At 60.5% G+C, this 12,800-nt stretch carries 10 protein-coding genes; 5 read left to right on the top strand and 5 right to left on the bottom strand.

From position 1 onward, the window contains the following. The first annotated feature begins 237 nt into the window (after positions 1-237). Positions 238-2,358: a TonB-dependent siderophore receptor gene (locus VZP09_RS11610; RefSeq protein ID WP_328795153.1), complete on the top strand. Its 2,121-nt coding sequence runs from the start codon at positions 238-240 to the stop codon at positions 2,356-2,358. Positions 2,359-2,399: 41 nt separating this feature from the next. Here the strand turns inward: VZP09_RS11610 and emtA are convergent, their stop codons facing one another. Further along, positions 2,400-3,011, bottom strand: coding sequence for a membrane-bound lytic murein transglycosylase EmtA (emtA, locus tag VZP09_RS11615; RefSeq protein ID WP_002910846.1), 612 nt, complete (start codon positions 3,009-3,011; stop codon positions 2,400-2,402). A 175-nt stretch (positions 3,012-3,186) separates the two neighbouring features. Between emtA and ldcA the strand changes: the two genes are divergently transcribed. Both ldcA and VZP09_RS11625 read left to right on the top strand, forming a co-directional pair. Beyond that, entirely contained in the window at positions 3,187-4,101 is a 915-nt protein-coding gene (gene ldcA / locus VZP09_RS11620) for a muramoyltetrapeptide carboxypeptidase (RefSeq protein WP_032438232.1), read from the top strand. 92 nt (positions 4,102-4,193) lie between these two features. Then, positions 4,194-5,927: a potassium/proton antiporter gene (locus tag VZP09_RS11625; RefSeq protein ID WP_002910885.1), complete on the top strand. Its 1,734-nt coding sequence runs from the start codon at positions 4,194-4,196 to the stop codon at positions 5,925-5,927. A 16-nt stretch (positions 5,928-5,943) separates the two neighbouring features. On the opposite strand, the gene dadX is transcribed toward VZP09_RS11625, so the two are convergent. The 3 genes from dadX to VZP09_RS11640 form a co-directional block, all read right to left on the bottom strand. Further along, a complete protein-coding gene (dadX, locus tag VZP09_RS11630) occupies positions 5,944-7,014 on the bottom strand; it encodes a catabolic alanine racemase DadX (protein WP_285286753.1) in 1,071 nt (356 codons plus the stop codon). 9 nt (positions 7,015-7,023) lie between these two features. Next, a complete protein-coding gene (locus VZP09_RS11635; protein ID WP_032438230.1) occupies positions 7,024-8,322 on the bottom strand; it encodes a D-amino acid dehydrogenase in 1,299 nt (432 codons plus the stop codon). Between the two features lie 98 nt (positions 8,323-8,420). After that, positions 8,421-8,567: a hypothetical protein gene (locus tag VZP09_RS11640; RefSeq protein WP_004145506.1), complete on the bottom strand. Its 147-nt coding sequence runs from the start codon at positions 8,565-8,567 to the stop codon at positions 8,421-8,423. A 76-nt stretch (positions 8,568-8,643) separates the two neighbouring features. Here VZP09_RS11640 and VZP09_RS11645 point away from each other — a divergent pair, with 76 nt between their 5' ends. After that, on the top strand, positions 8,644-10,176 hold the full coding sequence (locus VZP09_RS11645; protein WP_328795155.1) for a SpoVR family protein: 1,533 nt from the start codon (positions 8,644-8,646) through the stop codon (positions 10,174-10,176). A 74-nt stretch (positions 10,177-10,250) separates the two neighbouring features. Here VZP09_RS11645 and fadR read toward each other — a convergent pair whose 3' ends face one another. Next, positions 10,251-10,970 carry a fatty acid metabolism transcriptional regulator FadR gene (gene fadR / locus VZP09_RS11650; protein ID WP_002910890.1) on the bottom strand — a complete coding sequence of 240 codons (720 nt, stop codon included), beginning with the start codon at positions 10,968-10,970 and terminating at the stop codon, positions 10,251-10,253. A 248-nt stretch (positions 10,971-11,218) separates the two neighbouring features. Between fadR and nhaB the strand changes: the two genes are divergently transcribed. Further along, positions 11,219-12,769: a sodium/proton antiporter NhaB gene (gene nhaB, locus VZP09_RS11655; RefSeq protein WP_004180420.1), complete on the top strand. Its 1,551-nt coding sequence runs from the start codon at positions 11,219-11,221 to the stop codon at positions 12,767-12,769. Positions 12,770-12,800: the final 31 nt, after the last annotated feature.

The raw sequence follows: 12,800 nt of genomic DNA on the forward strand, positions 1-12,800 counted from the left end.
CTACCAAAATCGGTAGGGGGAAGCGGTCTCCCTGGTCACTACCGTCCCGTGCAGACCCATTCTGCGGCTCGCGGGAAACACTTCCCCACGCCCTCGCGTTGAACAGGTCACCTTTTCGCTTGATCGCACAAATACAAACAATAATAATTCGCATTACTTTTTAACGAATAATGACAGATTCGTTTTTCACGCGGCGGCGTACAGGAGTACCAGACCGCGTTGGTTCAGGATGATCTTATGAACGTGGCTATTTATCGAAAACGCCCGGGGCTGCTGTATGCCCTTGCGGTCACACTCCCCTTCACCGCGCAAGCCGAAGAGACGGTGGTGGTCACTGCCACCCCGCCGGCGTCCGCCAGCGCGCCGACGGAGGGCTACAGCGCCAGCACCTCGCTCGGGGCGACGAAAACCGACCAGCCGTTAATCACTACCGCCCAGTCGGTGTCGGTGGTCACCCGCCAGCAGATGGCGGATCAGGGGGCGAATACCATCAGCCAGGCGCTGGAATATACCCCGGGGGTCTACTCCAGCTTCGGCGGCGGCGCCACCCGGTTCGACGCCATCTCCCTGCGCGGCTACCACGGCGGCGACGTCGATAACCTGTTCCTCGACGGCATGCGCCTGATGAGCGACGGCGGCAGCCATAACGTACTGCAAATCGACCCGTGGTTTATCGAACGCGTGGATGTGATCCGCGGCCCCTCCTCCGCGCTCTACGGGCAGAGCGTGCCGGGCGGCGTGGTCAACCTGACTTCCAGACGTCCGCAGTTCAGTCAGCAGGGCCACATCCGCCTGACCGGCGGCACGCAAAATACCAAAGGCGCGGCCTTCGATTACACCGACGCCATCAATGACCAGTGGGCATGGCGGCTGATCGGGATGACCCGCAGCAGCGACACGCAGTATGACCATACCCGCGAAGAGCGCTACGCGATTTCGCCTTCCCTGCTGTGGCAGCCGGACAGCGACACCTCGCTGCTGCTGCGCGCCTATCTGCAAAAAGATCCTTCCGGCGGCTACCACGGCTCTTTGCCGCTGGACGGCACCCGCTACGCGCACAATGGCCGTAAGCTCTCCCCCAGCACCAACGAAGGCGATCCGGGAGATGGCTATCAACGCCGCCAGCAGATCTACAGCTATGAGTTTGACCACCAGTTCACCGACGTCTGGTCGGTCTATTCCGCCGGGAGCTACACCCATACCAACGTCTCCCTCGATCAGGTCTACCAGGTCGGCTGGATAGATGACAGCGACATGCTGGCCCGCGGCTACAGCGGTTCGCGCGGTTCGCTGGACGGCTGGTCAACCGATAACCGCCTGCGCGCCGATTTCAATACAGGCGACCTGGCGCACACCCTGATCCTCGGCGCCGAATATCATCGCTTCCGTAACGACCTGTGGACCGGCGCCGGCGGCGCGGCGCCCCTTAACCCGTTTAGCGGCTATACCGCGCAGACCGGACATACCGTTACCTACAGCGACGACAATAATCGCCGCTATTACCAGACCGGGCTGTATCTGCAGGATGAGATGGTCTGGAACCGCTGGCATGTGGATGTTTCCGCCCGCTACGACCGCATCGTTTCCCAGCAGGTCAGCGATACCCAGGGGACCTCAAACCGCCGTTCAGACGACCATATCAGCGGCCGCGCCTCGCTGTTGTACGCCCTGGACAACGGTCTGTCGCCCTACCTGAGCTACAGCCAGGCGATCACTCCGGCGATGCTGCCGGGCGCGGACGGCAAACCGTTGAAACCGACCACCGCCGAACAGGTTGAAGCCGGCCTGAAGTTCCAGCCGCCGGGCAGCAGCGATCTCTATAGCATCGCGATTTACGACCTGACGCAAAAGGATGTCGCCACTCGCGACCCGAACATCGCCACCGCCACCTATATTCCGGCGGGTAAGGTCCATTCCCAGGGCGTTGAGCTGGAAGCGCACCACCAGATCACCCCGCAGCTGAGTACTATCGCCTCGTATACCTGGAATCGTCTGCGTTTCCAGGACACCCAAGACGGGACCGACAATAACACGCCGCAGCTGACCCCGGATCAGATGGCCTCCTTCTGGGCGCGCTATCAGTTCCCGGCGGGGATCTCCGTTGGCGCCGGCGTCCGCTACATCGGTAAACAGTGGGCGGATGATGCCAANACCGCGCGGCTGCCGTCGGTCACGTTGATGGACGCCATGATGCGGGCCGACCTCGGCGTCTGGTCGCCAACGCTGAAAGGCGCTTATGTGCAGGTTAACGCCAACAATATCGGCGACCGCGAGTATATTTCCGGCTGCTATGGCACCGGCAACTGTTACTGGGGAGCAGAGCGCAGCGTTATAGCCACCGTGGGCTACGATTTTTGAGGACGTGGCCTCCGGGAGACTACCGGAGGCCAAACGAGGGATTACATGGCGTCCAGCGCTTTCTGGAGTTTCCAGATATAGCGCGGCGCCTGCGGTGCCGGGTGTTTTTTCACCACATGCTCGAAGAACTCATCGGCGTCGAGATCGTTAATCTCCTCAATGGCGTCCTGGCGGTTCGAGGAGAAGGTACGCAGCAGCGCGCCAGCGCCGTTGGCATAGGAGACCACCACCGCATAGCGCATCACCTGCGGGTCTTTGATCCCCGCCAGCGGACCGTTCTCCAGAATGCTCAGATAGGCGGCCCCCATCGAGATATTACGTTCCGGGTTTTTCAGCTCACTGACCGACGGCTCGCCGCGCCACCCCATCCGCCGATAGACATCGCGTCCGGAGGTCGACGGCTTGAGCTGCATCAGCCCGACGGCGCCGGATTTACTCACCACCGCAGGATTACCGCCCGACTCGATGGCGATGATCGCCGTGATCAGCTGCGGATCCACGCCCCAGGCGGCGCCGGCTTTTTCACTGATCGGCATCCACTGCATCGCCCGCTTCACCGGGACCTCGGGGTTCCACGGCGGGTTAGTGTAATCATGTTTCGAACTACAACCGGCCAGAAAAACGACTAAAATAAGCAACCATCTCAATTTCACACATCTATCCTTATCTACCCAAACGCCATCATGCTACAGAACGACGGCCGCGGTACGTCTCCCGCCTGCCGACAACCTGAAGGATGACGGGTGCGGACTGAAGTTAGCCACCTGGAGATGACAATCGCCATTCCAGGNGGCATCATAACCCTTTCATTCATAGCAAGGAATTATCATGTCTCAGTTTTATCTGGTCGCGCCATCCGGGTATTGCATCAACCAGCAGGCGGCAGCCCGCGGCGTCGAGCGTCTGCAGCAGGCCGGACACGAGGTGGCCCACCAGCAGGTCATTCCCCGCCGGCAGCAGCGTTTCGCCGGGACTGAACATGAACGGCTGGCCGATATTAACCAGCTGGCCCAGTTGCCCGGCCGCAACCGGATCGTCCTCGCCGTGCGCGGCGGCTACGGCGCCAGTCGCCTGCTGCCGCATATCGACTGGCAGGGGCTGGTTGCCCGCCAGCAGCGCGACCCGCTGCTGATTTGCGGCCACAGCGATTTCACCGCTATCCAGTCGGGCCTGCTGGCCATGGGCAACGTCATCACCTTCAGCGGGCCAATGCTCGCCGGCAACTTCGGCGCGGAGACCCTCGACCCGTTTACCGAGCACCATTTCTGGCAGGCGCTACGCCAGCCGGAATTCACCCTCGAATGGCCGGGCGAAGGGCCGAACTGCCGGGTGGAAGGCACCCTGTGGGGGGGAAATCTGGCGATGCTGACCTCGCTTATCGGCACGCCGTGGCTGCCGGCGATCCGCGACGGCATCCTGGTGGTGGAGGATATCAACGAGCACCCGTTCCGCGTCGAGCGCATGCTGCTTCAGCTGTTGCACAGCGGCGTGCTGGCGGCGCAGAAAGCGGTGATCTTCGGCAGCTTCACCGGCAGCGCGCCGAACGACTATGACGCGGGATACGATTTGCCGCAGGTTTTTGATTATCTGCGCCAGCGGCTCCCCCTGCCGCTGATTAGCGGACTGGAGTTTGGCCACGAGCAGCGCACGGTGACCCTGCCGCTGGGCGCCCGCGCGCGCCTGGTGAATCAGGCGACGGCCACCACCCTGACGATCGGCGGCCATCCGGTGCTGACAGAATAAATTTCCCGAACGCATAGGCGGATCCCCTGCGAATTGTTAAAATAGTGTCACTTTTAGCCATTTTTTCACGCCAGTCAGGGAGTACGTGAACATTGGACGCCGCTGCGGTCATTAGTCTGTTTATTCTGGGTTCTGTTTTAGTAACCTGCAGTATCTTATTGAGCTCCTTTTCTTCGCGCCTTGGCATCCCGATTCTGGTCATCTTTCTGGCCATCGGGATGCTGGCAGGCATTGACGGCATCGGCGGCATCCCCTTCGACAATTACCCCTTCGCCTATATGGTGAGTAACCTGGCGCTGGCGGTGATCCTACTGGACGGCGGGATGCGCACCCAGGCCAGCTCCTTTCGCGTCGCGCTGTGGCCCGCGCTGTCGCTGGCGACGGTTGGGGTGCTGATCACCTCGGCGCTGACCGGGATGATGGCGGCCTGGTTGTTCAAGCTGGATCTGATCGAAGGCCTGCTGATCGGCGCCATTGTCGGCTCCACCGACGCCGCGGCGGTCTTCTCGCTGCTCGGCGGCAAGGGGCTCAACGAGCGCGTCGGCTCGACGCTGGAGATAGAGTCAGGCAGTAACGACCCGATGGCGGTCTTCCTGACCATCACCCTGATCGAAATGATCCAGCAGCACCAAACCGGCCTCAGCTGGATGTTCGCCGTGCATATCATTCAGCAGTTCGGCCTCGGGATCGCCATCGGCCTCGGCGGCGGCTACCTGCTGCTGCAGATGATTAACCGCATCGTGCTGCCCGCCGGCCTCTATCCGCTGCTGGCGCTGAGCGGCGGGATCATGATTTTTGCCGTCACCACCTCCCTCGACGGCAGCGGTATCCTCGCCGTCTATCTCTGCGGCTTTCTGCTGGGCAACCGGCCGATCCGCAACCGGCACGGCATCCTGCAGAACTTCGACGGTCTGGCGTGGCTGGCGCAGATCGCCATGTTCCTGGTGCTGGGCCTGCTGGTGACGCCCTCCGACCTGCTGCCGATCGCTATCCCGGCGCTGCTGCTGTCGATGTGGATGATATTCATTGCCCGGCCCCTGTCGGTGTTTGCCGGCCTGCTGCCGTTTCGCGGCTTTAACCTGCGCGAACGGGTGTTTATCAGCTGGGTTGGCCTGCGCGGCGCGGTGCCCATTATTCTCGCGGTGTTCCCGATGATGGCCGGCCTGGACAACGCCCGCCTGTTCTTCAATGTCGCCTTCTTCGTGGTGCTGGTGTCGCTGCTGCTGCAGGGCACTTCGCTGTCGTGGGCGGCGAAAAAAGCCAAAGTGGTGGTGCCGCCCATCAGCTGGCCCATCTCCCGCGTCGGGTTGGATATTCACCCGGAAAACCCGTGGGAGCAGTTTGTCTACCAGCTGGGGGCCGATAAATGGTGCATCGGCGCGGCGCTGCGCGACTTGCACATGCCACCGGAGACGCGGATTGCCGCGCTGTTTCGCAACAATGTCCTGCTGCACCCCACCGGCAGCACCCGCCTGCGGGAAGGCGATATCCTGTGCGTTATTGGTCGGGAGCACGACCTGCCGGCGCTGGGCAAAATGTTCAGCCAGTCGCCGCCGGTGGCGCTCGATCAGCGCTTTTTCGGCGACTTCATTCTTGATGCTGAGGCCCGCTTCGCCGATGTGGCGCAAATCTACGGTCTCGACGGCGGTGAGGAGTTCCGCGAGCATCAGCAGTCGCTCGGGGAAGTGGTGCAGCAGCTGCTGGGCGCGGCGCCGGTGGTGGGCGACCAGGTGGAGTTCGCCGGGATGGTGTGGACGGTAGCTGAAAAAGAGAACGATCACGTGCTGAAGGTTGGGGTGCGGGTCGCGGAAGACGAGGCGGAGTGATCCGCCCCGGAATAGGTTACAGGGTCACAACTGGCACCCGCGGCGCCAGGGCGCACATCAGCTCATAGCCGACGGTGCCGCTGCTGGCCGCCACGTCGTCGATTTTAATCTCTTTACCCCACAGCTCGACCGGCGCGCCGATCCCGGCCTGCGGACAAGGCGTTAAATCGACCGCCAGCATATCCATCGATACGCGTCCAACGGTAGTGGTGCGTACGCCATCCACCAGCACCGGCGTGCCGCTCGGCGCCACCCGCGGATAGCCATCGGCATAGCCGCAGGCGACGATGCCGATCCGCTGCTCCTGGGTGGTGCGGTACAGGCCGCCATAGCCAATCGCCTCGCCGGGGCGCAGGTTCTGCACGCCGATGATTTCGCTGCGCAGCGTCATCACCGGCTTCAGCCCGGTGTCGGCGATGTCCTGCCACTGCCCGGAAGGCGACGCGCCATACAGCACGATGCCTGGACGAACCCAGTCAAAATGCGCTTCCGGATGCCAGAGGGTCGCCGCCGAGTTGGCCAGCGAGCGCGGGCAATCCAGCCCCTCCGCCGCCTGTTCGATACGGCGCATCGGCTCGACAATTCCCTGCGGGTTCTCCGCCTCCGCGAAGTGCGACATCAGCGTCATCTCGCCGACGTTGCTTATCGCCCGCAGCTGCTGCCAGACGGTGTGGACCCGCTCAGGCATAAAGCCCAGCCGGTTCATGCCGCTGTTCACCTTGAGATAGATATCCAGCGGCGCGCGCAGCTTCGCCTGCTGCAGGGCCTTAATCTGCCAGTTGCTGTGGACGCTGGTGGTTAAACGATATTGATCCAGCACCGCCAGCTCATCGGCATGGAAGAAGCCCTCCAGCAGCAGGATTGGGCCTTTCCAGCCCTGCTCGCGCAGCAGGATCGCCTCTTCCAGGTTGAGCAAGGCGAAACCATCCGCCGCGCTTAACGCACTCCATACGCGCGCCACGCCGTGGCCGTAGGCGTTGGCCTTGACCACCGCCCACAGGCGCGACCCGGGGGCCGCGCGACGCACTATCTGTAAATTCTGCCGCAAGGCCAGCAGGTCGATGCTGGCCACTACCGGACGGGTCATGCAAGCTCCTTAGTTGTGTGCGCCGTGCAGGTGCTGCGGGCGCGCCGGGGTAAAACCGGGGCTGTAGCGGGCAACCGCCAGATCGTCGTAAGGGATCGCCGGCGTGCGGCCGGAGATCAGATCGCTGATAAGCTGCCCGGAGCCGCAGGCCATGGTCCAGCCAAGCGTGCCGTGGCCGGTGTTGAGCCACAGATTTTTATACACTGTGCGGCCGACCACCGGCGTGCCGTCCGGCGTCATCGGCCGCAGGCCCGTCCAGAACGTCGCCTGCTCCACGTGGCCGCCGCGCGGGAACAGATCGCGCACCACCATCTCCAGGGTTTCGCGACGCGGCTGCAGCAGCGCTTTGTTAAAACCGACGATCTCCGCCATGCCGCCGACCCGAATGCGCTGATCGAAGCGGGTGATGGCGATTTTGTAAGTCTCATCAAGGATAGTTGAAACCGGCGCGCCGTCCTCCTGAGCGATCGGAATAGTCAATGAGTAGCCTTTCAGCGGGTAGACCGGTATATCCACCAACCCTTTAAGCATCGCCGTCGAGTAGGAGCCGAAGGCCATCACATAGGCGTCGCCCTTGATAATCTCATCGCCGCATTTCACCCCGGCAATGCGATCGCCCTCGTGCAGCAGCGAATCCACTGCGGTGTTGAAGCGGAAGGTCACGCCGGCCTGCTCCGCCATCGCCGCCAGACGGGTGGTAAACAGCTGGCAGTCGCCGGTTTCATCATTTGGCAGACGCAGGCCGCCGGTCAGTTTGTGGCTGACCTCAGCCAGCGCCGGCTCCACCTCCGCCAACCGCTTCGCTTCCAGCAGCTGATACGGCACGCCGGCGTCCTCCAGCACCGCGATGTCGCGGGTGGCATTTTCATACTGTTTGGCGGTACGGAACAGCTGCAGCGTCCCGCCCTGGCGCCCTTCATACTGAATGCCGGTGGTGTCGCGCAGCGCCTTCAGGCAGTCGCGGCTGTACTCCGCCAGGCGCACCATACGGCCTTTGTTCTCCATATAGTGGCGGGTGTCGCAGTTGCGCAGCATCTGCCACATCCACTTCAACTGGAACGAGGTGCCGTCAAGACCGATCGCCAGCGGCGCATGGCGCTGAAACATCCATTTGATCGCCTTCAGCGGCACCCCCGGCGCCGCCCAGGGCGCCGCATAGCCGGGAGAAATCTGCCCGGCGTTGGCCGCGCTGGTCTCCTCTGCCGGACCGGGCTGACGGTCGATGACCGTCACGTCATGACCCGCCTGACTCAAATACCACGCGCTGGCTACCCCAACCACCCCACTTCCCAGTATGACGACACGCATAGCGACTCCGTAACAGTTAAAGAACAATCATCTAATTACAAATTGATAACTCAGTTGAAAATATTATTCAACATACGCTTTATTTATGGTGACTTAACTCACAGCAAACCGCACCAGCCCTGCGCTGTGAGATTTACGATCTCATGCTGCGCTTTATTTTTACCCAGCATTAAATTCTGCAAACAAGGCAAAAAAACGGCTTTGAGATGGGGAAATCGCGAAGAAAAGCGATTGGCGTACAGCACAGTTTGCTGCACCGTGTTCTATGCTTGTTTAGAGGTTTTCCGTTCAGAGAAAACCAACAACAACGAGGGCGCGCTAATGGCTACGATTGACTCCATGAACAGGGACACCACCCGTTTAAGCGATGGACCCGACTGGACGTTCGAGTTACTGGAAACCTACCTGGCCGAAGTGGACCGGGTCGCCAAGCTCTATCGTCTTGACACCTACCCGCACCAGATCGAAGTCATTACTTCCGAGCAGATGATGGACGCCTACTCCAGCGTCGGCATGCCCATCAACTATCCGCACTGGTCGTTTGGCAAAAAATTTATTGAGACCGAGCAGGCCTATAAGNACGGTCAGCAGGGTCTGGCGTATGAGATAGTCATCAACTCCAACCCCTGTATCGCCTACCTGATGGAGGAAAACACCATCACCATGCAGGCGCTGGTGATGGCCCATGCCTGCTACGGGCATAACTCGTTTTTTAAAAATAACTATCTGTTTCGCAGCTGGACCGACGCCAGCTCGATCATCGACTATCTGATCTTTGCCCGTAAGTACATCACCGAGTGCGAAGAGCGCTATGGCGTCGACGAAGTAGAGAAACTGCTCGACTCCTGCCACGCGCTGATGAACTACGGCGTCGACCGCTATAAACGTCCGCAAAAAATCTCTCTGCAGGAGGAGAAAGCGCGGCAGAAAAGCCGGGAAGAGTATCTGCAAAGCCAGGTGAATATGCTGTGGCGCACCCTGCCGAAGCGCGAGGAAGAAAAAGCGATTGAATCCGCTCGTCGCTACCCTTCCGAACCGCAGGAGAATCTGCTGTACTTTATGGAGAAGAACGCCCCGCTGCTCGAACCGTGGCAGCGCGAGATCCTGCGCATCGTGCGTAAAGTCAGCCAGTATTTCTACCCGCAGAAACAGACCCAGGTGATGAACGAGGGGTGGGCCACCTTCTGGCACTACACCATCCTCAACCATCTCTACGATGAAGGGAAAGTGACTGAGCGCTTTATGCTGGAGTTTCTCCACAGCCATACCAACGTGGTGTTCCAGCCGCCGTACAACAGTCCGTGGTACAGCGGGATTAACCCCTACGCGCTGGGCTTCGCCATGTTCCAGGACATCAAGCGCATCTGTCAGTCGCCCACGGAAGAGGATAAGTACTGGTTCCCCGATATCGCCGGTTCTGACTGGCTGGAAACGCTGCATTTCGCCATGCGCGACTTTAAGGATGAAAGCTTTATCAGTCAGTTCCTGTCGCCGAAGATCATGCGCGATTTCCGCTTCTTTACCGTGCTCGACGACGATCACAACAATTATCTGGAGATCTCGGCGATTCATAACGAAGAGGGTTATCGCGAGATCCGCAATAAGCTCTCCGCGCAGTATAACCTCAGCAATCTTGAGCCGAACATCCAGGTGTGGAACGTTGACCTGCGCGGCGACCGATCGCTGACCTTGCGCTATGTGCCGCACAACCGCGTCCCGCTGGACAAAGGCCGGCGCGAAGTGCTGAAGCATGTGCATCGTCTGTGGGGGTTCGATGTGCTGCTGGAGCAGCAGAACGCCGACGGCAGCATTGAGCTGTTGGACCGCTGCCCGGCACGGCCGAACGCGCTATAGCATTGCGGGGCGAGTAAAATAACNNNGGGGGCCATTGGCCCCCTTGTTCTGTTTATCGATCGCGAAAAGCCCGCTTAACGCATATTCATGGCTAAATCACCGGGCAGCGATTTCTGCATCCGGTGCCAGATCTCGCCGCTGTCATGGCCGTAGCGACGAACCAGCTCGTAAACCTGGTCATGCAGGCCAGCCTCACACACTTTCGCCAGCTGATGATAGAAACCGAGCGCCAGGCTGCGCGCTTCCGGGCTGGAGAAATAGTGGCGGCCGATGCGGGTATACAACCCCTTCATGCCGTTGAGGATCAGACCGTAGATCGGGTTGCCGGAGGCGAACGCCAGACCACGGAAAATATTATAATCAAGCTCGGCGAAGGCGTCGGCGTGATCCTCCACCTCCCGGGCGCTGTCCAGGACCGCCAGCGCTTTATCCGGATGCTGGCGAAACGCGGTGCGGATAAAAATCGTGGAAATGTTGGTGCGCACGGAGAGCAGATTATCAATCAGCTGCGGTACGCTGTCGTGATCGAGGCGCGCCAGCGTTTCGAGGATATTCAGGCCGGAGGTTTCCCAAAAGTTATTCACTTTAGTGGGCTTACCATGCTGAATGGTCAGCCAGCCGTCACGGGCCAGACGCTGCAATACTTCGCGCAGGGTTGTGCGGGTGACACCGATCAGCTCAGAAAGCTCGCGTTCAGCGGGGAGAATCGATCCGGGAGGGAAGCGGTTATTCCAGATACTCTCAATGATGTACTCTTCCGCGAAACCCGCAGGGCTCTGCGCCTTAATGACCATAGTAAGATTTCCATTACACAGCGTTACAATTGCACTCATCATACCAGAGCCGCTATAGCGCAGATAGCATGGCAAGTGAATTAAAAAGGGATCGCCGTTTCATTTTCCGCTTTTACTTTGCGCTTTTCCTTATCTTCACAAACCGCCAGCGCGGCGCGAAGAAAGTTGCTTCTCATTTTGCTCAACTGGTACTCTTGCCAATCGTTATGCACAAAACCATGCACTCATTGACGGGGAAGGATTCTGTCGTGGAAATTTCTTATGGCCGCGCGCTGTGGCGCAATTTTCTTGGCCAGTCGCCGGACTGGTACAAGCTGGCATTAATCATTTTCTTAATCGTAAATCCGCTGGTGTTCGCCGTGGCGCCGTTTGTCGCCGGCTGGCTGCTGGTGGTCGAGTTTATCTTTACCCTCGCCATGGCGCTGAAGTGCTATCCGCTGCTGCCGGGTGGTCTGCTGGCTATCGAGGCGCTGCTGATCGGCATGACCAGCCCGGCGCACGTGCGGGAAGAGATCGCCGGCAATCTGGAGGTGCTGCTCCTGCTGATGTTCATGGTGGCGGGTATCTACTTTATGAAACAGCTTTTGCTGTTCGTGTTTACGCGCCTGCTGCTGGGGATCCGCAGCAAAATGCTGCTATCGCTGGCCTTCTGCCTGGCGGCCGCCTTCCTCTCGGCCTTTCTCGATGCGCTGACGGTGGTGGCGGTAGTGATCAGCGTCGCCGTCGGGTTCTACGGCATCTATCACCGCGTCGCCTCGGCGCGCCCGGACGATAGCGACCTGCTCGATGACAGCCATATCGAGCAGCACTACCGCGAGGTGCTGGAGCAGTTCCGCGGCTTTCTGCGCAGCCTGATGATGCACGCCGGCGTCGGGACCGCGCTCGGCGGCGTCATGACCATGGTCGGCGAGCCGCAAAACCTGATTATCGCCAAAGCCGCGGGCTGGCATTTTGGCGAGTTCTTTCTTCGCATGGCGCCCGTGACCCTGCCGGTGATGGTCTGCGGTCTGTTAACCTGTCTGCTGGTCGAAAAGTATCGCCTGTTTGGCTACGGCGAACCGCTACCGCCGACGGTGCGCAAGGTGCTGCAGGAGTTTGACGATCGCAGCCGCGCCCAGCGCAGCCGTCAGGAGCGACTGCGGCTGATTGCCCAGGCGCTCATTGGCGTTTGGCTGATCGTGGCCCTGGCTTTTCACCTGGCTGAGGTCGGCCTGATTGGCCTGTCGGTGATCATCCTCGCCACCACCTTTACCGGCGTTACCGATGAGCACGCCATTGGCAAGGCGTTCACCGAGGCGCTGCCCTTTACCGCGCTGCTGACGGTCTTCTTCTCCATCGTCGCGGTTATCATCGATCAGCAGCTGTTCACGCCGGTGATCGAGTTTGTCCTGCAGGCCTCGCCGCACGCGCAGCTGTCGCTGTTTTATCTGTTCAACGGCCTGCTGTCGTCCATTTCGGATAACGTGTTTGTCGGCACGGTCTACATCAACGAAGCGAAAGCGGCGCTCGAACATGGCGCCATCAGCCTGCCCCAGTTTGAGATGCTGGCGGTAGCGATCAACACCGGCACCAACCTGCCCTCGGTGGCCACCCCGAACGGCCAGGCGGCGTTTCTCTTCCTGCTGACTTCCGCCCTGGCGCCGCTTATTAGGCTCTCCTATGGCCGTATGGTGTGGATGGCGCTGCCCTACACCATCGTACTGACGCTGGTCGGCCTGTTATGCGTCGAGTTCACCCTGATGCCAGTCACCGACTGGCTGCTGGCGCACGGCTGGCTGGTGACGCCCAGCCTGCCCTGAGTCAGTTTTTGCCCGGGTTCGCCCGGGCGCA

Source organism: Klebsiella sp. EMBS2024 (assembly GCF_036233805.1).
Taxonomy (GTDB): domain Bacteria; phylum Pseudomonadota; class Gammaproteobacteria; order Enterobacterales; family Enterobacteriaceae; genus Klebsiella; species Klebsiella pneumoniae.

Excerpts from the sequence above, each read along its gene's own strand:
- dadX (WP_285286753.1), bottom strand. The coding sequence starts at position 7,014 with ATGACCCGTCCGGTAGTGGCCAGCATCGACCTGCTGGCCTTGCGGCAG.
- fadR (WP_002910890.1), bottom strand. The coding sequence starts at position 10,970 with ATGGTCATTAAGGCGCAGAGCCCTGCGGGTTTCGCGGAAGAGTACATC.
- ldcA (WP_032438232.1), top strand. The coding sequence starts at position 3,187 with ATGTCTCAGTTTTATCTGGTCGCGCCATCCGGGTATTGCATCAACCAG.
- VZP09_RS11635 (WP_032438230.1), bottom strand. The coding sequence starts at position 8,322 with ATGCGTGTCGTCATACTGGGAAGTGGGGTGGTTGGGGTAGCCAGCGCG.